The sequence below is a fragment of the Halobacillus massiliensis genome, assembly GCF_900166625.1.
Taxonomy (GTDB): Bacteria; Bacillota; Bacilli; order Bacillales; family Halobacillaceae; genus Halobacillus_A; species Halobacillus_A massiliensis.
The window spans coordinates 56335-78672 of record NZ_LT800499.1; the positions used below are offsets into that span (position 1 = coordinate 56335).

Here is a 22338-nt window from a genome sequence, read left to right on the forward strand (position 1 = left end):
TCCGTGAGTGGAACGAGCTAGCTCACCGGCTTCTTGTGGAAAGCGAGTGATTTCCAAACCGTTTTTCTCTGTCTTAAACTAACGGAACATTAATTCAAGGGGTTAACATGCAAGCAGATCCCTTTTTAAGTGAAATACTCCAGAGAAGCTTCCGGAAAGAACTGATGGATGTAGCCGCCCAGCGTGTCCTTCATCTCATGCTGTTCATCCTTTTGATACACATACTTACCAATACCGTAACGTCCCCACTTGTACTGCCTTTTTTCTTCATCCATCTCAAGCTTTGTCATCGGATAGTTCTTCTGAATGACCCGCTTGGCTGGTTTAGTAAAACGGTGCTGAATGAGTTCAAATGTTAAGTCTTTTACAGCGTGAGGCGGGAGTTTGGCTTCAAGCTCTTCAAAAAGCTTCCGATAGCCCTGCTTCCAGTCATCATACAGGTAGATCGGAGCAATAATGAAACCAAGCGGATAACCGGCTTCGGCTACTTTTACAGCAGCTTCAATACGTTCATTCAGACGGGACGTGCCGGGTTCTAAAAACTTGATGACATAATCTGCATTTAAGCTGAAGCGGAATCTTGTTCTACCGTTGTGTTCGGCATCAAGCAGATGATCGACATGAGCGAACTTTGTAACAAACCTTAATCGCCCGTGCTCGGATTTTCCGAAATATTCGATGGCTTCTTTAAGTGTATGGGTCAGGTGGTCGACCCCAACGATGTCAGAGGTACAGGAGGCTTCAAATCTCGTTTCCTCTGGAGCTCTTTCCCGCATATATTTTTCGGCCGATTCAAAGATTTCATCTGTATTCACATAGGTGCGGATGTAAGGCTTGGTGCCCATCGTTGTCTGCAGGTAACAGTAATGACAGTGGCCCATGCAGCCGGTGGCAAATGGAATGGCATACTCTGCTGAAGGCTTAGACGTATCAAATTTTAACGTTTTTCGTACACCGACAACGAGCGTTGATTTAGCGACACGGTATTTTTGAAAGTCGTTTTCCCCCGGCAGGTTTCTCACCTGATTGTGGGAAGTCGTCTGTCTGATTTCTATATTCATATCTTCGAACTTTTTCTTCAGCTTCTGTCCAAGCGGGTACTCAAGCGCCCGCGGCTCCATATAGACGAGCTGAGGTACAAACGGCTTTACCATTCCAGTCCCCCCTCATAAGTAGAGCCGAAGCTTTCCTCGTAGGCCATTTCCGCTTCTCGCTCCGAAGAATAAATGGCGATTCCGGCGTCAAGCGGATAGTACGTTTCATATAAGAATAAAGCGAGCTCTCCTGGACGTTCTGGATTATTGACAACGGCTGCTTCCTGAACATTTGCGACATTGTACGTATGGGGATTGCGGTAAATCACATAGACGATATCTCCTGCTTGATAGTTTTGATTTCCTGGTTCCATCCATGACACACCCTAACTGTAGTGATATGTGTTCATTTTTCCACGGAAAGGTAAAATTATGTAGATTATTTCTTTGTTCTATAATTATAGAATATATTATTCGATATTTATGATATAGTAATAGGAGATAATATTAGAACAAAGAAAGGGTGGTACGATGGATCTTATCCATTCTACATATCGAAAGCGTGAAACTTATCAGATTACACTTTATTCTTCTCTTCTGTATGAATGCGCTCTTGGCATAGCGGCAGTAACGAATATTCCGTTAATCGATACATTGGAGCTGCCGTTAAAAACAACACGTAAATCTGTTTCAAAATCCCTGCAGAATCAATTAAATGAGGTAGAAACTCACAATTCGTGGAAAGCGCTCCTTCAGCTCCTTCACCAAGATTCCTTTTCCTCTCTCGATGCCTTTCTTTCTTATGTCAACAGCTTACCATCTGATCAGCTTCGATTGATTTGTCTTCCTTATCTCGGTCAGGCTCATGAAGAAGACCGTCAACAAGCATCTAAAGGAAATCAGTCCGCCATTAAGAGATGGCAGAGGGAAACAGCTGATCATCCTTTTTACTCCGACTACTTGGCATTTATTACATCCGAGGATACAAATAAGCTGAAAAAACATCTCACGAAGGTCATGACTTTATGGTATGAAGAGATGATAAGGCCTCAGGAAGAGAGTATGGAGACCATCCTCCATAACGACTTAAGAGAAAAACAGAAGATGTTAAATAAGCTGGATCCTGAAAGCTTCGTAAAATGGGTGACCGGAGGTATTGACTATAGGCCTGAGCCCAGTGTGTTTGAAGTTGTACTGATCCCTCACTATACGTATCGCCCATGGAACCTGGAGGCGGACTTGGAAGGGAAAAAGATTTACTATTATCCCGTTTCCAATCAAAGCATAGAAGGAAACGATGCGTATACTCCGAGCCAGTTTCTCGTTCAGAGATATAAGGCACTTGGTGATAAAAACCGCTTAAAGCTCCTGAAATATATCGCTGAAGGTGAAAAGACGCTTCAGGAGCTGACGGACTTAGTAGGCTTGGGCAAAACCACGGTCCATCATCATTTAAAAATGTTAAAATCAGCCCGGCTTTTAGAAAATAATCGGCAGACGTATAAGATACAAGGGCACACACTTAATATGCTGCCACATGAGCTTCAGCAGTTTTTAACAGGAGAAGAAAGTGAATAAGGGGGCTTATCAGCCGCCTCCCTGGAAAAAGAATTTCCCTGCGTTTCGACTAATCGGCGGCAGTGTCGTATCGTTTTTTGGAGATCAAGTTTATTTTCTGACCCTGCCGCTGATTGTGTGGGCACTGACCGGTTCTCCGCTTGCAATGGGCATCACAGCTTTTTTAGAAAGACTTCCGATTCTGCTGCAGCCTTTTCTTGGTGTATTAGCGGACCGCTATCCCCGAAAGCGCCTGCTTATTCTTTGCGATATCAGCCGGGGGATATTAATCGGCATCATCGGCTGTTTACATATCGCCGGTCAGCTTCAAATGTGGCAGCTGTACACGGCTGCTTTTGGAATGGGAATACTAAGCCAGCTTTATAACACGGCACAGTTTGCGTCCATTCCTTCCCTTGTTTTGAAAGCTGATCTTGAAAAAGCCAATGCGGTAAATGGCGGATTGTTTCAGGCAGCGGTTCTGCTCGGTCCGGGACTCGGGGGCATGATTGTCAGCGTGTATCACCCGGGCTATGCTTTAATAATCAACAGTATTAGCTTTTTCCTGGCCTTAGCTGCCGTGCTTACCCTGCCGATTCAGCCGCACGAAGCAGAAAGGAAAAATATGTGGCGGGAAATGAAGGAAGGATTTGCTCATGTGTTTCATATAAAGCCAATTCTTTATACAAATCTCGCTATGATGATTTCTGTTTTTGGTACGACACTGTTTTTAACGATCATGGTTTTTCATTTGAAAGAAGAAGCACAATTAAGTGCGACGGCTATTGGCTGGCTGTTGTCGTCAGGAGGAGCGTCGGCTGTATTCGGTGCGCTGATCACTCCATATCTTAAGAAAAAATGGAGCTACCGCCAAATTTTATGGACCGCTGCTTTTATAGGAGGACTTTCAATCATAGGTTTCAGCCAGACGAATTCATATTGGGTTCTTCTGGTAATGAATGCCACTGGTACGATGGCGGCTTCCATCCAGAGTCCATGTATTCTGACAATCCGGCAAAAATTAACACCGGCCGGGCTATTAGGACGAGTCCAGGCAACAAGCCGGTTAATCAGCTGGATATCGATGCCTGCTGCCGCCTTATCTGCGGGAATTTTTTCTGAAGCCATTAGTACAAACTTTACGATTTTACTGGGAGGATTGTTAGCCACAGCTGCATCGATGGTTTACTTACACCCTTCTTTAGCTTTATCATCAGAAAAAGAAGCAGCTTAAATGAAACCTGTTTAAGGAGTGAGACGTTTATATGAATATATCGCATGCAACTAGAGCAGAAATAGATGAGCTTTTACCGAGAGTTCAAGAATCACTGGAGGAAGGTTCCCGAGGTTATTACGAAGTGGACCAGGATAAAGCCTCTCGTATGATGGAGGATGTACTAAACCAGGACGGTCAGATACAAGTAGCTGTCGATGACGGACAGGTTGTCGGCTGGGTCGTCTATGGTCAGCAGGATGATAGTTTTTCTGGAGAAAAAGTGGGATTTATCTATGACCTATTTATGAGAAAAGAATTTCGTGGAAGAGGGCATGCCAAGGCTTTAATGGACAGTGCGCTGCGTGAGCTTCAGTTGCAGGGGATGGCGTCTGTAAGGCTTGTCGTCTATGCTGGAAACCATGCCCGCGAGCTGTATGAGAAGCTGGGATTTACAGACCAGCGGACTGTAATGGCAATGGAGCTTTAATTTAAAAAAGGAGCTGAAGCGATGAACCCGATCGTAAATGAAGTAGGCACTGTTTTTATTCCAGTAAGAGATGTGGAAAAGGCACGAGACTGGTATTGTGAACTTTTAGGACTGACGCCGGACGCAGAGGTGCTTCACGGCCACCTCTATGTTCTTCCGATGAAAGGCACAGGAGTGGTGCTCGACAGCAAAATCTTTTCAGAAGAGGCTGTTTTTAATGTGCCGGCTTTTCATTTTAATACAACAGACATTAAAGCAGCGTATGAGTTTTTAAAGGAAAAACAAGCCAATCTAGTAACTGAGATTGAGCATGGCCACTGGTTTAATTTAAAAGACCCTGATGGGAATATGCTGATGGTTTGCGAGTGCTGATGAAAGACCCGGTAATTAAGGAATATGAAAGTATTCATTTAGTCGGTTTTCGTGTCCTGTGTGAAGGCAGCGAATATGTACATGAAATCCCCAAAGCAGCAGAAAAACTGGATCAAAGAATAAGTGAAATACCCCGGCTAAAAAAGCCTGCCCTGCAGATCGGTGCCTTTAAAGTAAAGGAAACTTCTGCAGAAGAGGACGGGTACTGGGTTTGTTATCAAGTAGAATCCTACGATAAGGTTCCAGAAGGTATGGTCTCTTTGACGATCCCCGCTCAAGCCTACGCCGTGTATAGAGTGACAGGAGCAAATACGAAGATACCTCAAGCTTATGAACATATTCATCAATGGATGGAACAGGAAGGCTATCCCCGTCTGCTTGATCACTGGCATTTAGAAAAATATTTCCGATCGGGAAGAGCGGATGATATTGACGTAGAGCTGATGGATACGACAAAGGTTGATCGAACCTCGTCTATTACATTTAATTACATGTCGAGTAAAATGTTTGGAGAATATGCAGCAGCTAACCAGAGGAAATATGCAGAAGAGCTTTATAAATCGGAAAGGTTTTCCACCTTTGAAGAGGCGCTCGCTCACGCACGTAATCAATTTGCAGACCTGCTTCCAGAAGGGACATTAACGAAAGATCATCACCTGTTCACACTAAAGACAGATTTGATAGAAGACGCTGGAGTCCTGTGGGTTCACACCTTTATGGAAAACGAGGAAGCGATCCTTTTTATTTACGACATAGAAATTGTGGAATCTCTTCGCGGGCAGGGCTTTGGGAAAGCCGCAATGAAAGCTGTAGAAGAATTTGCGATTAAACAAAAGGCGAAGAAAATTAAATTACACGTTTTTGACCACAACGTGCGAGCCAGGAGCCTTTATGAAAAATTGGGATATGTTGCGGAAGGAAGAAACATGGTGAAAGATCTTCAAGGTTAGAACTGTTCCGTTTATCTTATATAGAGAAAAGCGGCTGGGAAATGACTCCCTTTCCGCGGGAGCCGATGAGCTAGCTCGGTACACTCGCGGATCTCATCATGGCTATCTCCCTGCAGGAGTCTCGAGATTTCCCATCCGACTTAACTTTAATAGGAAAAACGGCAAGCTATCGGTGATTTACCACTCTGTAAAAAAAGTTTTTTTTCTTACTAAATGTTCCGTTACTCTAAAAAACATAAAGGGCCGGGGGAAACGGCGAGACTCCTATGGGAGGATAGAACAGGGTGAGATCCCGGAAGGCTCTAGCCTGAGGACGCTCACCGTTCGCCCATGGAAAGCGAGTCTTTCCCCAGGCCCGCTTCTCTCTATTCAGGCAAACGGAACGCAACTTAAAAAGAATAAGAAAAAGAGCAGGGTTTTTAAAATCAATTATTTTCCTAATCTATTTATCCATTTTGATAATCGAAAAAATATTAAATATCTATTATAATATAAATTCAGTTTCAAAATTTATATAATACTGTCGAAAAGTGAACGATTAAATATTACGCTTCCTCGATACTTTAATATGCAAAATATGATAAAATAAATTAAGAGTAAAAAAGGCATATGAATGCGCAGCAGCTATTTTGCCTGCGGCGCTTTTTTCTATTGGCTGTGAATGTTCCACGTGAAACAGCTGTATGCCTGATCGCAAAAAGGTGGTGTTTGATCGTGTTACATCCTTTTAGCCGTCTGTTCGGACTGGGCGACAAGTCGGAAGCAGAACATGATGAAAGAGAAGAACAAATCGAACAAGAAGAATATAATCCAGACGAAGTCATTCAAGTTCCAGTTGATCGCGTTCAACCAAACCGCTATCAGCCGCGAGCTATTTTTAACGAGGAAAAAATCAATGAACTCGCCCAGACGTTACATACACATGGGATGATTCAACCGATTGTTATACGCAGGCTTAATGAAGAAGAATATGAGTTAATCGCAGGGGAACGGAGATGGCGTGCTGTTCAAACGCTTGGATGGGAGACAATCCCTGCGATCATTCGAGATATGGATGATGCGCAAACGGCTTCTGTCGCTCTAATAGAGAACCTTCAACGGGAAGAACTGACCGTAATTGAAGAAGCGGCGGCCTATGCCAGACTGCTTGAAATTCATGATTTAACACAGGAGGGCCTGGCACAGCGTTTAGGAAAAAGCCAGTCGACTGTGGCTAACAAGCTCCGATTATTAAAACTGCCGGAATCGGTACAAATGGCTGTTATGACTAAAGATATTACGGAACGCCATGCGCGAGCCTTAATCGCTTTAAAAGATGAACCGGAGAAGCAGGAAAAACTTTTGCAGGAAATTGTCGAGAAGCAGCTGAATGTGAAGCAGACAGAGGAACGGATTAAGAAGCTGCAGGATACGACCCCCAAGAAGAGAAAGCCGAGGCTCAAAGGGGTTAACAAAGATATGAGAATTGCCATGAATACAATTCGCCAGTCTCTTGATATGGTCACAGATACAGGCGTGGACGTGGAAACAAACGAAGAGGATCATGAAGACTATTATCAATTTACGATAAAAATACCGAAGAAAAAATCATAGAACTTAGACTTCAACCACCCATCTGCCTATATTTAGATGGGTGTTTTTAACACCGGCGATTGTACTCCAATAAAAAAGGCAGGTGACAGCATGGGTAAAGTGATTTCCATAGCCAACCAGAAGGGAGGCGTAGGGAAAACCACAACAGCCGTTAACTTAAGCGCATGCTTAGCGTATTTAAATTATAAAGTACTTCTCGTGGATATCGATCCGCAAGGAAATGCCACAAGCGGGGTGGGGATTGAAAAAGGCACATTGGATCAGTGCATTTATGATGTGCTCGTTGATAGTGTAAGTGCCGAAGACGTACGAACAGAAACAGTTGTTGGAAATTTAGATGCCATTCCGGCGACGATTCAATTGGCAGGAGCCGAAATCGAACTGGTGCCTACGATTTCCCGCGAAGTTCGTCTAAAACAGGCGATTGATGAAGTTAAAGCCAGCTATGATTACGTTATTATCGATTGTCCCCCTTCTCTAGGGCTTTTGACGATTAATTCATTAACGGCTTCTGATACTGTCTTAATCCCTGTTCAATGTGAGTATTACGCCCTTGAAGGATTAAGTCAGCTGCTAAATACAGTCCGACTGGTTCAGAAGCATTTAAACAAAAGCCTGATGATCGAAGGTGTCTTATTAACAATGCTAGATGCCCGTACTAATCTGGGAATTCAAGTGATTGACGAAGTAAAGAAATACTTTCAAGAAAAAGTCTATCAGTCTATTATTCCGCGCAATGTCCGTTTAAGTGAAGCGCCCAGTCATGGAAAGCCTGTGATGGTATATGACGCCAAGTCACGAGGGGCAGAAGTCTATTTAGAACTAGCGAAGGAAGTGGTAGCAAATGGCGAGAGGGTTAGGTAAAGGGTTAAATTCGCTGTTAAACGTGAAGGATGAAGATCAGTTAGAAGAAGTCAAGGTAAGAGAATGCAGGCCCAACCCTTATCAGCCCAGAAAGCATTTTACCGAAGCAGCGATTGAGGAGCTTGCCGAGTCGATTAAGGAGCACGGAATCCTCCAGCCGCTGATCGTAAGAAAAAGCATAAAAGGCTATGAGCTGATTGCCGGTGAGCGCAGATGCCGTGCGGCTAAGGCAGCAGGTCTTGAGACCGTCCCTGCCATCGTCAGGGAAATGACGGATCAGCAGATGATGGAAGTGGCCCTGCTGGAAAACCTGCAAAGAGAAGATCTGACACCAATTGAGGAGGCACAGGCTTACCAGAACTTGATGGTGAAGCTTAGTCTCACCCAGGATGATCTCTCGAAAAGGCTTGGAAAAAGCCGCTCTCATATTGCCAACCTCCTCAGGCTTTTAAATCTTGCACCGGAGGTTATAGAAAAGATTAACCACGGTAAGCTTTCTATGGGCCATGGCCGTGCCTTATTAGGTTTAAAAGATGAAGAGAAACTGCCGATGCTTCTTAGCAGGATTGAACGGGAACAGCTGAATGTCCGCCAGGTGGAAAAAATGATCGGTGAACTTAATGAGCGAAAGCCCCGTAAGAAGAAACAGCCGGCAGAAAAAGATATCTTTATTAAAGAGCGGGAAGAGACGCTGCAGGAACGTTTGGGAACAGGTGTAACGATTCATAAAGGGAAGAAAAAAGGAAAAATAGAAATTGAATTTTCTGATCAGGAAGATCTGGAGAGGATATTAAATTGGATGGAACAGAATAAGTAAAGGCCTGGTGGAAAGGCAGCCGGGCCTTTTCTTTGTTCGTTTCATATGAAACTTACATTGGAGAGGTAAAACATGGTTTTATTAGGCACGATAGTAAATGGAGTATGTATTATCATTGGGTCATTGCTTGGACTGTTTTTCACTAAAATTCCTGAGCGCTTTAAAGAAACCGTAATGTGCGGAGTCGGACTGGCAGTAATACTGATCGGTCTGCAAATGGGGTTTGAAACGAATAATATAGTGATTGTATTATTGAGCTTATTATCTGGTGCCATCATTGGGGAAGCTCTTCACTTAGAGGAGCGGCTGGAGTACATAGGGCGGTGGATTGAGCAGAAGTTTTCTTCACCGGAGAAAAAATCTACAATCGCCCAGGGTTTTATTACCGCTTCTCTTATCTTTGTCATTGGGGCACTTGCGGTAATCGGTGCATTAGACGGCGGCCTGCGTAATGATCATGAGGTATTAATTACAAAAGCGATTATCGATGGATTTGTCGCGCTTGTGCTTACTTCAACACTGGGCATCGGCGTTATTTTCTCAGTAATTCCTGTCATTTTATATGAAGGTTCGATTGCTTTATTGGCGACCCAGATCAACCGCTGGATTCCCCAGGATATGCTTGATTTGTTTATTATGGAAATGACGGCTACAGGAGGTTTGCTGATCGTGGCGATCGGCTTGAATTTATTAAAGCTGACGAAAATCAGGGTGGCGAACCTGCTGCCGTCTTTAATAATGGTCGGGGTCGTATTGTTCGTTGCCCAGTTGTTTAACTGATATTTTATGTAATTTCCTCATTTCGATAGATAATAAGACCAGCGAACGAGGTTTCTTTAGTTTTCAGTTATTTGGAAGAGTGTTTTCGTTTGTCTGTTTTAAGAGAGCCGGTCCGGGGGAACTCTTTGGTTCTCACTTAAAGGGAAAGGGAGTTCCGTTTACTATGATATAGAAAACCGGGCCAGGGGAAACAACTCGCTTTCCATGGGCGAACGGTGAGCTTCCTCGGGCTTTTAGCCCTCCGAGATCTCACCCTGTTCTCTTCTCCCATAGGAGTCTCGCCGTTTCCCCGGACCCTATATATTTTTTTGAGTAACGGAACCTTATCGTAAGAGGCCAAAGGTAGAGGAGCTTCTACAAACATAGTGTTCAGTTTACACCATCAACGGAAAAGAGGGTGGGAAATGGCGAGACTCCTGCAGGGAGATAGAGCCATGGTGAGATCCGCGAGTGCAACGAGCTAGCTCACCGGCTCTTTCTTTCTATTAAATAAACGTAACCCTATCTTATCCCCGGTCTCCTGTGAGAAATAAACAAGAAATCATGGACGAGACGTTCTCATTTCTGAAAAGAGCAGCACGATTTAGTGCTGCTCTTTTTTTGCTGTAATAAAGGTGCGTGGCGGCTGTTTTAAACGCGAGCTGATCCGCTTTTTTTCTGCTACTTTAATGGCAGCGGCGATCTTGGCGGCCATGTTCATGACAGTGTGCAGTCTCGTATTTTGTAAAACCGCATATTCCATAAAGCCTCCGACATTAACCATTCCGCTAATATGGTAATCTCCCACGGCCGGAAGATCTTTTTTTAGAGCGGCTCCTGGATTTAAGGAACCTTCAGCGAAAACGATATGGCCGATTGATGTTTTTTTACCAAGACAGGCGTCAATGGCCAGGATGGTCTGACCTTCATGCAGTTTTTTTATGGCAGATAACGTGTCTTTCAGGTTCAGTGCATGGACAGGCTCTTCAAGCGTTCCGTAAACGTGGAAGGTCTGCAGCCGCTGTTCTGATAGCATCGAGCCGACTAGTGGACCAAGGGAATCACCAGTGGAACGATCGGTGCCGATGCAGACGATGACAACTTTCTTATTGTAAGGCAGCGTGTTATGCAGATGATCGCTTAAGCTGTTGATCGTATGAGGATCATCAGCAGGTAAACGCAGATCTGTTTTTGTAAACTTGTCCTTCATACTCATAGCTTCTCCTCCACACACATATTAGTAACAGTATATAGAGGAAATCGTCGTTCTATACGTAGCAAAATACTTAGGGGCGGGGAGAGGTTCTGCATGCGGGCAGGGGTTAAATGGATTTTCTTAATAATAGGTACAACCATTGGAGCAGGGTATGCTTCCGGAAGAGAGCTGTGGCAGTTTTTTGGACAAGACAGCAGCCTGGCTATCCTTTTATTTGCGATTATGTTTATTATTTGCTGCGGATCTGTAATGACGATCAGCTATAGACAGCAGTCGATGCACTATGTGCCTGTGCTGCGGACGGTCGTTGGAAGGCACTTAACGGCTGTGTACGACTGGATGATAATCGTTTATTTATTTTCGACAACGGTTGTCATGCTTGCCGGAAGCGGTGCGACCCTGCAGGCTTACGATATCTCCTACAAGATTGGTGTGCTTGCGATTGTTATTCCTTTAATTCTGCTGTTTATTTGGGATATCAAAGGGATTGTCATTATGAACAGTTTGGTTCTGCCTGTGTTAATCGTCGGACTGGTGATGATTCTTACTTTGTTTATTACAGACCAGAAGCTGTCTTTATTTGCCCATGTCGGGGAAAACGCCAATTGGCTGGCTTCATTTCCCTTTACCGCTTTGAATGTCCTGCCGCTGATAGCGGTGCTTGGCGCGGTTGGCAGCAAGATAAAAAGCCGTGCCGAAGTATGGGTTGCGAGTATCGGCAGCGGACTATTACTCGGAAGCATTTCATTTCTTTATAACAGCAGTCTTATTCAAATCTCTGAGGAAATTCTTCTCTATGAAATTCCGTTGTTTGCAATATTAAAACACTATCCTTACTCAATGATGATCTTTATGTCGATTGTCATGTGGATTGCTATTTTTACAACAGCGGCTTCAGGAACACTTGGATTGGTTACGAGATTTAGAGAATACTGGAGACAGCCGCTCTGGCTGATCGCCTTCGCCCTTATCGCCGTAATGCTTCCATTTACTTCTTTTGGGTTTTCTACACTCATTCAATATTTATATCCATTGTATGGTGTCTTAAATTTGTACGTTTTAGCAGCATTACTTCTATATCCGATCACCCATCGATTTAAAACGAGCTGAAAACCTGTTAAAATAAGTTCAAACACTAAAGAGGCAGGGGAACAGCTTTGGTAGATGAAGCTTTAATAAATGTAGGTGAAGCCATAAATTATGTAACAGGGCCGGAACTTTGGGAAGCGATTGCCAGGGGTGCATTGAAGATTGTAATGATTATCATTATATCTTTCCTTATTATTAGAGTCGGCAGAAAGCTCGTATCCGAGTTTTTTGCCCAACGAAGGCAGGGACCCTTTTCAATCACTCAGCGCAGAGAAGCTACACTGAAAAAACTTATCATTAACACGTTAAGTTATATCGTTTATTTCTCGGCGTTTATTATGATTCTTGAAACCTTTACTCTCGACATTGGTGCATTGCTTGCGGGTGCGGGGATTGCCGGGCTTGCTATCGGTTTTGGTGCCCAGAACCTCGTACGTGATATTATCAGCGGATTCTTCATTATTTTTGAGGACCAGTTTTCCGTAGGCGATTACGTCATGGTCTCAGGCGCGGAAGGTTTTGTGGAAGAAATCGGCCTTCGCACTTCGAAAATTAAAAGCTGGACAGGCGAGATTCATATTCTTCCAAATGGCAATATCACTCAGGTGACGAACTATTCGATTCATAACAGTATCGCTGTCGTAGATATCAATATTGCGTATGAAGGCGATATTGACCGGGCAGAAAAAGTAATATTAGAATTGTTAGAGGAAATGCCGGATCGTTACGAGGAACTTGTAGCTACTCCTGAATTATTAGGGGTTCAGACGCTGGGGAATTCCGAAATTGTTTTGCGGATCATTGGAGAAACGTACCCAATGGAACACTGGGCAATTGGGCGTGCTTTACGAAAAGAAGTGAAAAACCGATTGGATCAGGAAGGCATTGAAATTCCATTCCCTCGCATGGTGATGTATTCACGCCACGAAGAACCGACTACACAGGACCCGCGTCAAAGCGATGAGTAAACAGGAGGAAGAATGATGGTGGAAAAAACCTATGAATTAAATGATGTTGTTCAAATGAAGAAAGCTCACCCATGTGGAGAGAACCGCTGGAAAATTATTCGAATGGGAGCCGATATCCGCATTAAATGTGAAGGGTGCGGACATAGCGTGCTGATTCCAAGGAAAAAATTCGAGTCGAAGATGAAAAAGGTACTTGAAACGAATTAAGTGTTAATCTTTCATTTTCACGTGATAAACAACCTCAATTTTTAAATTTAATCTCTGAAAGAAATAAAAGAACAAGCGCTGCTTGCGGGCTTGTTCTTTTATTTTGGCAAGCTTGTTATTTTCTATTAGAGTATCTATAATTGGTATGACCAACATACATGTATGTAAATCCTTAAGGAGTGGAATTTTAATATGGCATTAACAGCAGGAATCGTAGGACTGCCTAATGTGGGCAAATCTACGTTATTTAACGCGATAACGCAGGCAGGAGCACTGTCTGCAAACTACCCGTTTGCGACGATTGATCCTAATGTCGGAATTGTGGAAGTGCCGGATGTCCGTCTTCAAAAGCTGACAGAGCTTGTTAACCCGAAGAAGACGGTACCGACAGCCTTTGAATTTACGGACATTGCCGGGATTGTTAAGGGTGCGAGTAAAGGAGAAGGTTTAGGCAACCAGTTTCTTTCCCACATTCGTCAGGTGGACGCCATTTGTCATGTCGTTCGTGCATTTGATGATGAGAATATTACACACGTTTCCGGACAGGTTGATCCAATATCTGATATTGAAACGATCAATCTTGAGCTGATTTTAGCCGACCTTGAAACCGTATCGAAGCGGATGGACCGTGTGGCTAAAATGGCTCGTCAAAAAGACAAGGATGCAGTAGCAGAGCAAGCTGTCCTTGAAAAGATAAAAACTGCTTTAGAAGATGAACAGCCTGCCCGTGCGGTTGATTTTTCAAGCGATCAGAAGAAAATTGTTAAAGGGCTTCATCTCTTAACTTCAAAACCGATTCTTTATGTAGCGAATGTAAGTGAAGACGAAATTGGTGAAGAAGATAATGATAAAGTGAAGCAGATCCGTGAATTTGCGGCTAACGAAGATGCTGAAGTTATCGTTGTGTGTGCAAAGATTGAAGCGGAAATTGCAGAGCTGGATGGAGAAGAGAAGCAGGAATTCCTGGAAGATCTGGGAATTGCAGAATCAGGTCTGGACCAATTAATTAAAGCGACGTATAACCTTCTCGGTCTTGCGACTTATTTTACAGCAGGCGAGCAGGAAGTAAGAGCGTGGACATTTAAAGAAGGAATGACGGCGCCTCAGTGTGCAGGAATCATTCACACAGACTTTGAGCGCGGTTTTATTCGCGCAGAGACTGTTTCCTATGAAGATTTAACTGCAGCCGGTACAATGGCTGCTGCGCGTGATAAAGGCCGTGTCCGCTTAGAAGGTAAAGACTATTTAGTGCAGGATGGCGACGTGATTCATTTCCGTTTTAACGTATAAGCGAGGATCTCTCCGTAAACTATTGTATTTTTAATAGACTTTTGATATAATACAGCATTGTGAGTAATTATAGTTTAGATTACTCCTTGCTCCTTTATTAAAAAAGGAGCCGCTAAGTCCACAAGGAGGTGAACACGGATGAGAAAATACGAAATTATGTACATCATCCGCCCAGATATCGAGGAGGAAGCTAAAACATCAGTAATTGAACGTTTCAGCGGAATTCTAAAGGATAACGGTGCGGAAATCGAAGAAGTTAAAGAAGTAGGTAAGCGTCGTCTTGCATATGAAATTAACGACTATCGTGATGGCATCTATGTAACAGTTAACTTCAACGGCGATTCTGCTGCAATTAATGAATTCGACCGTCAAGCGAAGTTCTCTGATGATTTAATTCGTCATATCGCTGTACGCGAAGATGATCAATAAGGAGTGGTTCTGATGTTAAATCGTGTCGTATTAGCCGGCAGATTAACGAGGGATCCGGATTTACGCTATACGCCAAACGGAGTAGCTGTAGCCAACTTCACGATTGCGGTCAACCGTCCATTCTCCAACAACCAGGGAGATCGTGACGCTGACTTTATCAATTGTGTCGTATGGAGACGTGCAGCTGAAAACCTCGCCAACTTTATGAGTAAAGGCAGTCTTGTCGGTGTTGATGGACGTTTACAGTCTCGCAGTTTCGACAACCAAGAAGGCAAGCGTGTGTTTGTAACAGAAGTAGTTGCAGACAGCGTACAGTTCCTAGAATCAAAAGGCGGCTCTTCCCAAGGCGGAGGAGGCAGTCAAGGTTCAGGATTCCAGCCAAATCAGAATCAACCGTCTAACCAGAACAATAACAATTATAACCAAAACGATGACCCTTTCGCAGATAAAGGGGAACCGATAGATATTTCAGATGATGATTTACCATTCTAAAATAATGTAAGGAGGGAACGCCATATGGCACGTCGCGGACGCGGTAAACGTAAAAAGGTGTGTTTCTTCACAGCAAACGGAATTACACACATCGATTACAAAGATACTGATCTACTAAGACGTTTCATTTCTGACCGTGGAAAAATTCTTCCTCGTCGAGTAACTGGAACTTCTGCTAAATATCAGCGTAAATTGACTAGAGCAATCAAACGCTCTCGTCAAATGGCTCTACTGCCTTACTCTGCTGAGTAGGACAGGCCAGAAAAAAGCCACAAAGTCTTTTCATAGACTTTGCGGCTTTTTTTGTACTATTTTTTAAGTTGATTCTTATTTAATATCCATTAACTGCTTGAGTTCATCTTTATTGAGCAGCAGATCAGCGAGTGTATATCGCTCAAGAACCTCTAGAAATGCTTCCAGTGCATCGTGCAGCAGCCCTTTCAGCTTGCAGGCAGGAGTAATCACGCAATAATTATCCTTGCTGTTGAAACACTCCAGCAGGTAAAAATCATCTTCCATTGCTCGTACGACATGGCCGATATTAATCTCTGCAGGGTCCTTCGCCAGTTTAATTCCGCCGCTTCTCCCTCTAATTGTTTCGATATACCCAAACCTGTTAAGCTGATGAACAATTTTCCCAAGGTGATTTTCAGAAATGTGAAAGACATCAGAGATTTCTTTTTTACTTGAAAGCTCTTTTTCGGGCTTTGTAGCTGTATAAATCAGGACCCGCAGTGCATAATCTGTATATTTTTTAAGTCTCATAAGTTTAGACCCTCGTTTAGGTAAGTAGTTAGTTAACATTTTATCACAGGAATATCAGAGTGTCTGTACATCTGTTTTTCATCCATTGTTTCTTATTTTGTCACAAAAGATGTATTTTATATATTGCTTTAATTTATTCGAATTACATATAATAAAGGTGTAAATGAAATACATCTTTTAAAAGGAGTTTTTCAAAATGAGAACGGAAAATCAATATGCACTGGATGAAAAAACGATCACTACTGTGAAAGCAACTGTACCTGTCTTAGCGGAACACGGGGAAGCCATTACGAAGCATTTTTATAAAAGATTATTTGAAGCTCACCCTGAACTGAAAAATATCTTTAACATGACGAACCAGAGAGCCGGGCGTCAGAGCAAAGCTTTAGCAGGAGCGGTCTACGCAGCAGCAGCCCATATCGATAACTTAAGTGCCATCTTTCCTGCCGTGAACCAGATTGCCGAAAAACACCGCAGCCTGAATGTGCGCCCTGAACATTATCCTATTGTAGGAAAATATTTATTGATTGCCATTAAAGAGGTGCTGCAGGATGCAGCCACCCCTGACATCATGAACGCATGGGAAGAAGCCTACGGTGTAATTGCACAGGCATTTATCGACGTAGAAGCAGCGAAGTATAAAGATGCGGAAAACCAGCAAGGCGGATGGAACGGCTTTAGAGACTTTAAGATTGTGGAAAAAGTAAAAGAGAGCGATGTCATTACTTCTTTTTACTTACAACCGGAAGACGGAAAAGCGATGGCTTCCTTCCGTCCCGGACAGTATCTTACTGTTAGAATTGATATGCCGGGAGAGAAATTTACCCACCTACGCCAGTACAGCTTATCTGATGCTCCTGACAAAGGGTATTACAGAATTAGCGTGAAGCGGGAAGATGGCCAGTCAGACAATCCTGATGGAATTGTTTCTAATTATCTCCATGGTGAATATAACGAAGGGGATATACTGCCGATTACAGCGCCGGCAGGAGACTTTGTACTGAAAGAAGACTCTGATGCTCCATTAGTACTAATCAGCGGCGGTGTGGGGTTAACACCAATGATGAGCATGCTTCAGCGGATGAAGGATACACAGACAGACCGTGACGTCTATTTCATTCATGCCGCTCAAAACGAAGATGTTCATGCATTTAAAGAAGATGTGAAACAGGCAGCAGCGAAGATGAAATCCTGCCAGACTAAAGTCATCTACAGTGAGCCATTAGAAAAAGGAACAGCAGATAAAGAGGGAATAATCGAGTTAGAATGGCTGCAGACAGTTGTACCGAAGCATGCTGAATTTTACTTCTGCGGACCGACAGGGTTTATGAAAGCTGTAAATGGTATGCTTTTGGAATGGGGAATTCCGGAAGAACGTATTAACTTTGAATTCTTCGGACCGAAGCAGGAGATTTAGAAACAGGTATACTGGAGGAAGACGATTCCATACAAAAAACAGCAGCTGATCATCAGCTGCTGTTTTTATTTCACTTATTCTTCTAAAGACGCCCACTTGTATTCATATTCAGGCCCTGTTGCTGTAACGAATGCTCCTTTAATTGAAGGACGTAATAGCTGTGCTTTAGAATCCTGGTAAATAGGAGCAACGGCGGCATCTTCTTCAAGAAGAAGGCGCTCAGCTTCCATAAACGTTTCGAAGCGCTTATCCGGATCCTGGGCATATTCATTGTTTGCTTTTTCAATCAGTTCATCATATTTATCGCTGGAGTAGTTCATGTTGTTGTTTTGTCCATCTGTCAAGTACATGTTTAAGTACGTATTAGGATCTACATAGTCAGGTCCCCACGTAGCGGCTTCCATTTCAAACTCGGATTTTTGGTCTCGTTCAACACGCTCGTTAAATGGAACCTCCATTAATTTGATCGTTAATCCTTCAAGGTTTTTTTCTAGCTGGTTCTTATAATAAGCTAACACATCTTTGGAAGTTCCGGTGTCATCTCCGAGAAGTTCGATTTCTACAGAATCTGTTCCTAGTTCTTCAAGTGCATTTGCCCAAAGTTCTTTTGCTTGTTCTACGTCTGTCTTTACAAGAGGGCCTTGAGCATCTCTAAAGTCTTCATCACTGTCTGGCATATTTACGAAGTTAGAAGGTACATATCCTTCTGCAGGCACAGAACCGTCATTTAGAATGACGTCGACTAAGGATTCTCTGTCAATCGCCATGGAAATGGCTTTACGAACATTAACATTCGCCAGGGCTTCATTGCTTTCCTGGTTAAACTTAAAGAAATAAAGGTAAGGTTTTTCCGCTACATTAAAATCTTCCGTTGTAGAATATTCGTCTACAAACTCGGCATTAAGCTCTGTCTGGTCAAGTTGGCCGGACTGGTACAAGTTTACTCCTGTAGAAACTTCTTTAATAATCTGTCCGTTAATGGCATCTAATTGTACTGTATCAGCATCCCAGTACGTATCATTCTTTTCAACTTTCCAGCCTTCGCCGTGACTCCACTCGGTCATTTCAAAAGGTCCATTGGAAAGGATGGCATCTGCCTCTGTACCGAATGCATCGCCTTGTTCTTCAGCAAACTTTTCGTTAATCGGCATGAACGTACCAAATACAGTCATCGATTCAAAATATGGTATAGGTTTCTCAAGTTCTACTTTTAATGTATAGTCATCTTCAGCAGTTGCGCCTAGCTCGTCTAATTCCGCTTCGCCATCAGCAATCGCCTGAGCATTTTTAATAACTCCGCCTAAGAAATAAGGTCCGTATTCAGAACCTGTCTCCGGATTGACGGCACGCTGCCATGCATACACAAAATCGTTGGCTGTTACTGGATCGCCGTTAGACCATTCGGCATTCTCGCGTAACGTAAATGTCCAAGTAAGGCCGTCATCGCTTACTGAACTGTCTGTAGCAATTCCTTCAGATAAGTTACCGTCTTTGTCTAATCGGTAAAGGCCTTCTAAAGTTTCTCCAGCCCACTGAAAGGATACGGAATCAGTAATTAGGGATGGATCCATTGTGGCGATATCACTTTTGGCAGAGACGGTAATCTCTTGTGATGATCCGCTGTCAGATCCTTCTGCTTCTCCCTCACCAGAGGTATCGCTGTCTCCCCCGCTGCAAGCCGCTAAAAAAAGCGTTAAAAGCAAAGTGAATAACACCCATAGGCTTTTCTTGTTTCTCAAAAAAATCTCCCCCTAGAAATATTCAAATTTTCAAAAAATAAATACCTTTCTAATTATACTGATAAAACAAAAATCTTTCATTAATAGATAAATAGAAAAATAAGAAAAAAACTAATTTAATAGAAGATTCAAATTCGATTGACATTAAACGATCATTTGGTAGGATAGGATAATATCATTACTTTTCTACCGCACGGATATGTTTGTGCGTACAGAATGTACAGGAGGGACATATTGAGATGAATCGTGAATGGGAACTGCTTCAGATCCCTGGACCGACGCCGATTCCACCCAGTGTAAACCGGGCGATGAGTCAGCCGATGATCGGTCACAGAGGACAGAAATGTAAAGAACTGCTGGAAGATCTTGCGCCAAGGTTAAAACCGATCTTCGGAACTTCAGGAGATGTGCTGGTGCTGTCGAGCAGTGGTACTTCTGTGCTTGAGGCAGCTGTCGTAAACACGACAGAACCGGGCGATGAGGTTGTTGTCGTCGTTGCAGGAGCCTTTGGTGATCGTTTTGCAAAAATTTGTGAAACCTATGAATTAAACGTACACCGTATGGATGTAGAATTCGGAAAAGCTGTAGAAGTGGCAGCGATTGAAAAGCAGCTGCAGGACACTCCAAATGTAAAAGCTGTTTTTGTTACACACTGTGAAACTTCAACAGGGGTAATGCATCCTGTCGAAGCTGTCGCAAGAAAGGTTCATGAGCTTAGCGAAGCATTAGTTATTGTGGATGGTGTATCATCAATCGGCGGAGCTCCAGTCGATATGGATGGTTCTGGAATCGATCTCTTAGTGTCTGGTTCCCAAAAAGCGATGATGCTTCCCGCAGGTCTGGCTTTTGCAGCCGTTAGTGAAAATGCCTGGAAAGTGATTGACAGCAATCCAAGACCGAGATTTTACTTAGACCTCAGAAGCTATAAGAAGAGTCTGGATAAAGGTCAGACACCTTTCACACCTGCGTTGTCCCTCTTATTCGGTTTGCAGGAAGTGTTGCGTCTCATAGAAGAAGAAGGACTGGAGCAAGTCCACCAGCGTCACAAGATCATGATGGAAATGACGCGTGCAGCGTGCCGTGCCATCGATCTTCCTTTATTTGTCGATGATGAAGATGCTTCTACAACGGTGACTTCTATTAAACCAGAATCATTTAAAGCCGAAGATTTTAGGAAATTGGCAAACAAGGAATTTGGCTTAATGACAGCAGGCGGTCAGCAGCACCTTAAAGGGGAAATCTTCCGGATTGGCCATATGGGATACTCCAGGCCGACTACTGTGCTTCAATATATCAGCATCTTAGAACTTGTACTTCAGCGCTTAGGACATAATTTTGAACCGGGAGCTGGATCAGCTGCCGCACAGAAAGCTTATATACAAGCAACAAGGGAGATGGACAAAAATGTTTCGCGTTCTTATTAGTGATCCTCTAAGTGAAGATGGGATTAAACCGCTGCTTGAAGCAGCAGACATAGAAGCTGTTATGGACTCATCCTTAAGTCATGAAGAATTATTAAACGAATTAAAAAACAGTGATGCACTAATTGTAAGAAGCCAGACACAGGTCACCCGTGAATTATTCGAAAATGCTCCTAACCTGAAGATTGTCGGACGCGCCGGGGTAGGAGTCGATAATATAGATCTTGATGCAGCGACAGACCATGGCGTTGTCGTCGTGAATGCACCGGACGGAAATACAATTTCAACAGCTGAACATACGATGGCCATGCTTATGTCGCTGGCCCGTAATATCCCTCAAGCTTACCACCAGTTAAAACAGAACCGCTGGGAGCGTAAGAAATTTGTAGGGGTTGAGCTTAAAAATAAAACACTCGGCATCGTCGGCTTTGGCCGTATTGGCCGTGAGGTGGCTCACCGAGCGAAAGGTCACCGTATGAACGTGATTGCTTTTGACCCGTTTTTAACAAAAGAGAAAGCTGAAAAAGCAGGTGTCCAGCATGGTGAGCTGGAAGAAGTGCTGCAGCAGGCCGACTTTTTAACGGTTCATACTCCATTAATTGATAAAACAAAGCACCTTATTAACAAGGAAACGATTAAGCTCATGAAGCCTGGAGCACGGATTCTTAACTGTGCCCGCGGCGGTATCGTTGAGGAGGACGCCCTCTATGAAGCGATTCAAAATGGTAAGATCGCTGGTGCTGCCCTTGACGTATTTGAGGAAGAGCCGGCCATCGATCACCCGCTGCTGTCTTTAGAAGAAGTGATTGCGACCCCTCACTTAGGGGCGAGCACAGTGGAAGCACAGGAAAACGTTGCGACAGATGTAAGCTATGACATTATCGAACAGCTGCGCGGCGGTTCTGTGAAACACCCTGTAAATATGCCGTCTGTTTCTCCTGAAATGATGGAAAAACTGGCTCCATATTTCGATTTGTCTGAGAAGCTCGGAAGCTTTATTTCCAATGTCGCTGAAGGCGGGCTTGAGAGAGTTACGGTCTATTACTCTGGTGATCTTTTAGATATAGAGACGACCCCGCTTACAAGAACCTCAATTAAGGGGCTGCTTAAACGCTTTATCGGCAATCGTGTAAATGATGTTAATGCGTATAAGACGGCAGCTGATAAGGGCATCGTCATTAATGAGCAGAAATCTACTTCTACTAAAGGGTTTACGAACCTTATCACGATAGAAATTGAAACAGACAAAGAGAAGCGTACGATCTCCGGAACACTGCTGAACGGCTTAGGTGCTAGAATCGTCAAGCTGGACGATTATCCGATTGATGTTATCCCGCAAGGACATTTAATCGTAATTCATCACCAGGACCAGCCGGGTGCGATTGGACGGGTAGGAAGCCTGCTGGCTGACCACCATGTAAACATTGCGACAATGCAGGTAGGACGCGCCCAGCAAGGCGGAGAAGCGGTCATGGTGCTCACCGTTGATAAAGCGGTTGAAGAAGACTGCCAGGAAAAACTGTCAGGTGTCCCTAATATTAATCATGTTCAATGCTTAACAATTTAAAAATAAACAGGCAGGCTGCCAAGAGCCTGCCTGTTTCATTCTTTAGAAAAGCCCTGCTGTCCAAATGAGACAGCAGGGCTTTTTTAAGT

The 22338-nt window shown here is 43.5% G+C and carries 25 protein-coding genes; 19 read left to right on the forward strand and 6 right to left on the reverse strand.

Features of this window, described 5'->3' with window-relative positions; genetic code table 11:
• Nucleotides 1–125: 125 nt before the first annotated feature.
• Both splB and B7E06_RS00415 read right to left on the reverse strand, forming a co-directional pair.
• The gene (gene splB / locus B7E06_RS00410; protein ID WP_082231988.1) at nt 126–1154 is read right to left on the reverse strand and encodes a spore photoproduct lyase; all 1029 of its coding nucleotides are present in this window, start codon (nt 1152–1154) and stop codon (nt 126–128) included.
• Entirely contained in the window at nt 1148–1408 is a 261-nt protein-coding gene (locus B7E06_RS00415; RefSeq protein WP_082231989.1) for a transcriptional regulator SplA domain-containing protein, read from the reverse strand. The genes splB and B7E06_RS00415 overlap by 7 nt, the downstream gene beginning before the upstream one ends.
• A 157-nt stretch (nt 1409–1565) precedes the next feature.
• Between B7E06_RS00415 and B7E06_RS00420 the strand changes: the two genes are divergently transcribed.
• The 9 genes from B7E06_RS00420 (at nt 1566) to B7E06_RS00465 (ending at nt 9670) form a co-directional block, all read left to right on the forward strand.
• A complete protein-coding gene (locus B7E06_RS00420; RefSeq protein ID WP_082231990.1) occupies nt 1566–2612 on the forward strand; it encodes an ArsR/SmtB family transcription factor in 1047 nt (348 codons plus the stop codon).
• Nucleotides 2605–3825 carry an MFS transporter gene (locus B7E06_RS00425; RefSeq protein WP_082231991.1) on the forward strand — a complete coding sequence of 407 codons (1221 nt, stop codon included), beginning with the start codon at nt 2605–2607 and terminating at the stop codon, nt 3823–3825. The genes B7E06_RS00420 and B7E06_RS00425 overlap by 8 nt, the downstream gene beginning before the upstream one ends.
• 31 nt (nt 3826–3856) lie before the next feature.
• Nucleotides 3857–4294 (forward strand): GNAT family N-acetyltransferase, encoded by a 438-nt coding sequence (locus tag B7E06_RS00430; RefSeq protein ID WP_082231992.1) that lies wholly within the window; start codon nt 3857–3859, stop codon nt 4292–4294.
• 21 nt (nt 4295–4315) lie between these two features.
• The gene (locus B7E06_RS00435) at nt 4316–4666 is read left to right on the forward strand and encodes a VOC family protein (protein ID WP_082231993.1); all 351 of its coding nucleotides are present in this window, start codon (nt 4316–4318) and stop codon (nt 4664–4666) included.
• The gene (locus B7E06_RS21640; protein WP_245807785.1) at nt 4666–5616 is read left to right on the forward strand and encodes a GNAT family N-acetyltransferase; all 951 of its coding nucleotides are present in this window, start codon (nt 4666–4668) and stop codon (nt 5614–5616) included. Before B7E06_RS00435 ends, B7E06_RS21640 begins: the two co-directional genes overlap by 1 nt.
• A gap of 714 nt (nt 5617–6330) precedes the next feature.
• Nucleotides 6331–7209 (forward strand): nucleoid occlusion protein, encoded by an 879-nt coding sequence (gene noc, locus B7E06_RS00450; protein WP_082231995.1) that lies wholly within the window; start codon nt 6331–6333, stop codon nt 7207–7209.
• A gap of 90 nt (nt 7210–7299) precedes the next feature.
• The gene (locus B7E06_RS00455) at nt 7300–8073 is read left to right on the forward strand and encodes a ParA family protein (protein ID WP_082231996.1); all 774 of its coding nucleotides are present in this window, start codon (nt 7300–7302) and stop codon (nt 8071–8073) included.
• Nucleotides 8054–8890 carry a ParB/RepB/Spo0J family partition protein gene (locus B7E06_RS00460; RefSeq protein WP_082231997.1) on the forward strand — a complete coding sequence of 279 codons (837 nt, stop codon included), beginning with the start codon at nt 8054–8056 and terminating at the stop codon, nt 8888–8890. The genes B7E06_RS00455 and B7E06_RS00460 overlap by 20 nt, the downstream gene beginning before the upstream one ends.
• Before the next feature lie 72 nt (nt 8891–8962).
• Nucleotides 8963–9670, forward strand: a complete 708-nt coding sequence (locus tag B7E06_RS00465) for a DUF554 domain-containing protein (RefSeq protein WP_082231998.1) — start codon at nt 8963–8965, stop codon at nt 9668–9670.
• A gap of 583 nt (nt 9671–10253) precedes the next feature.
• On the opposite strand, the gene yyaC is transcribed toward B7E06_RS00465, so the two are convergent.
• The gene (gene yyaC, locus B7E06_RS00470; RefSeq protein WP_082231999.1) at nt 10254–10865 is read right to left on the reverse strand and encodes a spore protease YyaC; all 612 of its coding nucleotides are present in this window, start codon (nt 10863–10865) and stop codon (nt 10254–10256) included.
• Between the two features lie 93 nt (nt 10866–10958).
• On the opposite strand from yyaC, the gene B7E06_RS00475 reads away from it, so the two are divergent.
• Genes B7E06_RS00475 through B7E06_RS00485 form a run of 3 tightly spaced genes read left to right on the forward strand, consistent with a single transcriptional unit; the run spans nt 10959 to nt 13129 of the window.
• Nucleotides 10959–11975, forward strand: coding sequence for a YkvI family membrane protein (locus tag B7E06_RS00475; protein WP_082232000.1), 1017 nt, complete (start codon nt 10959–10961; stop codon nt 11973–11975).
• Nucleotides 11976–12022: 47 nt separating this feature from the next.
• Nucleotides 12023–12922 (forward strand): mechanosensitive ion channel family protein, encoded by a 900-nt coding sequence (locus B7E06_RS00480; protein ID WP_082232001.1) that lies wholly within the window; start codon nt 12023–12025, stop codon nt 12920–12922.
• Nucleotides 12923–12937: 15 nt separating this feature from the next.
• The gene (locus tag B7E06_RS00485) at nt 12938–13129 is read left to right on the forward strand and encodes a DUF951 domain-containing protein (RefSeq protein WP_082232002.1); all 192 of its coding nucleotides are present in this window, start codon (nt 12938–12940) and stop codon (nt 13127–13129) included.
• A gap of 3 nt (nt 13130–13132) precedes the next feature.
• Here B7E06_RS00485 and B7E06_RS21645 read toward each other — a convergent pair whose 3' ends face one another.
• A complete protein-coding gene (locus B7E06_RS21645) occupies nt 13133–13285 on the reverse strand; it encodes a hypothetical protein (protein WP_179133908.1) in 153 nt (50 codons plus the stop codon).
• Between the two features lie 36 nt (nt 13286–13321).
• Here B7E06_RS21645 and ychF point away from each other — a divergent pair, with 36 nt between their 5' ends.
• The 4 genes from ychF (at nt 13322) to rpsR (ending at nt 15592) form a co-directional block, all read left to right on the forward strand.
• On the forward strand, nt 13322–14419 hold the full coding sequence (ychF, locus tag B7E06_RS00490) for a redox-regulated ATPase YchF (RefSeq protein ID WP_082232003.1): 1098 nt from the start codon (nt 13322–13324) through the stop codon (nt 14417–14419).
• A gap of 138 nt (nt 14420–14557) precedes the next feature.
• Nucleotides 14558–14848 (forward strand): 30S ribosomal protein S6, encoded by a 291-nt coding sequence (gene rpsF, locus B7E06_RS00495; protein WP_082232004.1) that lies wholly within the window; start codon nt 14558–14560, stop codon nt 14846–14848.
• Nucleotides 14849–14860: 12 nt separating this feature from the next.
• Entirely contained in the window at nt 14861–15340 is a 480-nt protein-coding gene (ssb, locus tag B7E06_RS00500) for a single-stranded DNA-binding protein (protein ID WP_082232005.1), read from the forward strand.
• Between the two features lie 24 nt (nt 15341–15364).
• Nucleotides 15365–15592, forward strand: coding sequence for a 30S ribosomal protein S18 (gene rpsR / locus B7E06_RS00505; protein WP_082232006.1), 228 nt, complete (start codon nt 15365–15367; stop codon nt 15590–15592).
• Nucleotides 15593–15667: 75 nt separating this feature from the next.
• On the opposite strand, the gene B7E06_RS00510 is transcribed toward rpsR, so the two are convergent.
• Nucleotides 15668–16105: an Rrf2 family transcriptional regulator gene (locus B7E06_RS00510; protein WP_082232007.1), complete on the reverse strand. Its 438-nt coding sequence runs from the start codon at nt 16103–16105 to the stop codon at nt 15668–15670.
• Nucleotides 16106–16301: 196 nt separating this feature from the next.
• Between B7E06_RS00510 and hmpA the strand changes: the two genes are divergently transcribed.
• On the forward strand, nt 16302–17522 hold the full coding sequence (gene hmpA, locus B7E06_RS00515) for an NO-inducible flavohemoprotein (RefSeq protein WP_082232008.1): 1221 nt from the start codon (nt 16302–16304) through the stop codon (nt 17520–17522).
• Between the two features lie 74 nt (nt 17523–17596).
• Here the strand turns inward: hmpA and B7E06_RS00520 are convergent, their stop codons facing one another.
• Nucleotides 17597–19261 (reverse strand): peptide ABC transporter substrate-binding protein, encoded by a 1665-nt coding sequence (locus tag B7E06_RS00520; RefSeq protein ID WP_082232009.1) that lies wholly within the window; start codon nt 19259–19261, stop codon nt 17597–17599.
• Between the two features lie 239 nt (nt 19262–19500).
• Here B7E06_RS00520 and B7E06_RS00525 point away from each other — a divergent pair, with 239 nt between their 5' ends.
• Nucleotides 19501–20685, forward strand: coding sequence for a pyridoxal-phosphate-dependent aminotransferase family protein (locus B7E06_RS00525; RefSeq protein WP_082232010.1), 1185 nt, complete (start codon nt 19501–19503; stop codon nt 20683–20685).
• Nucleotides 20666–22249 (forward strand): phosphoglycerate dehydrogenase, encoded by a 1584-nt coding sequence (gene serA, locus B7E06_RS00530; RefSeq protein WP_082232011.1) that lies wholly within the window; start codon nt 20666–20668, stop codon nt 22247–22249. The genes B7E06_RS00525 and serA overlap by 20 nt, the downstream gene beginning before the upstream one ends.
• Nucleotides 22250–22338: the final 89 nt, after the last annotated feature.

Excerpts from the sequence above, each read along its gene's own strand:
- splB (WP_082231988.1), bottom strand. The coding sequence starts at position 1,154 with ATGGTAAAGCCGTTTGTACCTCAGCTCGTCTATATGGAGCCGCGGGCG.
- B7E06_RS00415 (WP_082231989.1), bottom strand. The coding sequence starts at position 1,408 with ATGGAACCAGGAAATCAAAACTATCAAGCAGGAGATATCGTCTATGTG.
- B7E06_RS00420 (WP_082231990.1), top strand. The coding sequence starts at position 1,566 with ATGGATCTTATCCATTCTACATATCGAAAGCGTGAAACTTATCAGATT.
- B7E06_RS00430 (WP_082231992.1), top strand. The coding sequence starts at position 3,857 with ATGAATATATCGCATGCAACTAGAGCAGAAATAGATGAGCTTTTACCG.
- B7E06_RS00435 (WP_082231993.1), top strand. The coding sequence starts at position 4,316 with ATGAACCCGATCGTAAATGAAGTAGGCACTGTTTTTATTCCAGTAAGA.
- B7E06_RS21640 (WP_245807785.1), top strand. The coding sequence starts at position 4,666 with ATGAAAGACCCGGTAATTAAGGAATATGAAAGTATTCATTTAGTCGGT.
- B7E06_RS00455 (WP_082231996.1), top strand. The coding sequence starts at position 7,300 with ATGGGTAAAGTGATTTCCATAGCCAACCAGAAGGGAGGCGTAGGGAAA.
- B7E06_RS00460 (WP_082231997.1), top strand. The coding sequence starts at position 8,054 with ATGGCGAGAGGGTTAGGTAAAGGGTTAAATTCGCTGTTAAACGTGAAG.
- B7E06_RS00465 (WP_082231998.1), top strand. The coding sequence starts at position 8,963 with ATGGTTTTATTAGGCACGATAGTAAATGGAGTATGTATTATCATTGGG.
- yyaC (WP_082231999.1), bottom strand. The coding sequence starts at position 10,865 with ATGAGTATGAAGGACAAGTTTACAAAAACAGATCTGCGTTTACCTGCT.
- B7E06_RS00475 (WP_082232000.1), top strand. The coding sequence starts at position 10,959 with ATGCGGGCAGGGGTTAAATGGATTTTCTTAATAATAGGTACAACCATT.
- B7E06_RS00485 (WP_082232002.1), top strand. The coding sequence starts at position 12,938 with ATGGTGGAAAAAACCTATGAATTAAATGATGTTGTTCAAATGAAGAAA.
- B7E06_RS21645 (WP_179133908.1), bottom strand. The coding sequence starts at position 13,285 with ATGTTGGTCATACCAATTATAGATACTCTAATAGAAAATAACAAGCTT.
- ychF (WP_082232003.1), top strand. The coding sequence starts at position 13,322 with ATGGCATTAACAGCAGGAATCGTAGGACTGCCTAATGTGGGCAAATCT.
- rpsF (WP_082232004.1), top strand. The coding sequence starts at position 14,558 with ATGAGAAAATACGAAATTATGTACATCATCCGCCCAGATATCGAGGAG.
- ssb (WP_082232005.1), top strand. The coding sequence starts at position 14,861 with ATGTTAAATCGTGTCGTATTAGCCGGCAGATTAACGAGGGATCCGGAT.
- rpsR (WP_082232006.1), top strand. The coding sequence starts at position 15,365 with ATGGCACGTCGCGGACGCGGTAAACGTAAAAAGGTGTGTTTCTTCACA.
- B7E06_RS00510 (WP_082232007.1), bottom strand. The coding sequence starts at position 16,105 with ATGAGACTTAAAAAATATACAGATTATGCACTGCGGGTCCTGATTTAT.
- hmpA (WP_082232008.1), top strand. The coding sequence starts at position 16,302 with ATGAGAACGGAAAATCAATATGCACTGGATGAAAAAACGATCACTACT.
- B7E06_RS00525 (WP_082232010.1), top strand. The coding sequence starts at position 19,501 with ATGAATCGTGAATGGGAACTGCTTCAGATCCCTGGACCGACGCCGATT.
- serA (WP_082232011.1), top strand. The coding sequence starts at position 20,666 with ATGTTTCGCGTTCTTATTAGTGATCCTCTAAGTGAAGATGGGATTAAA.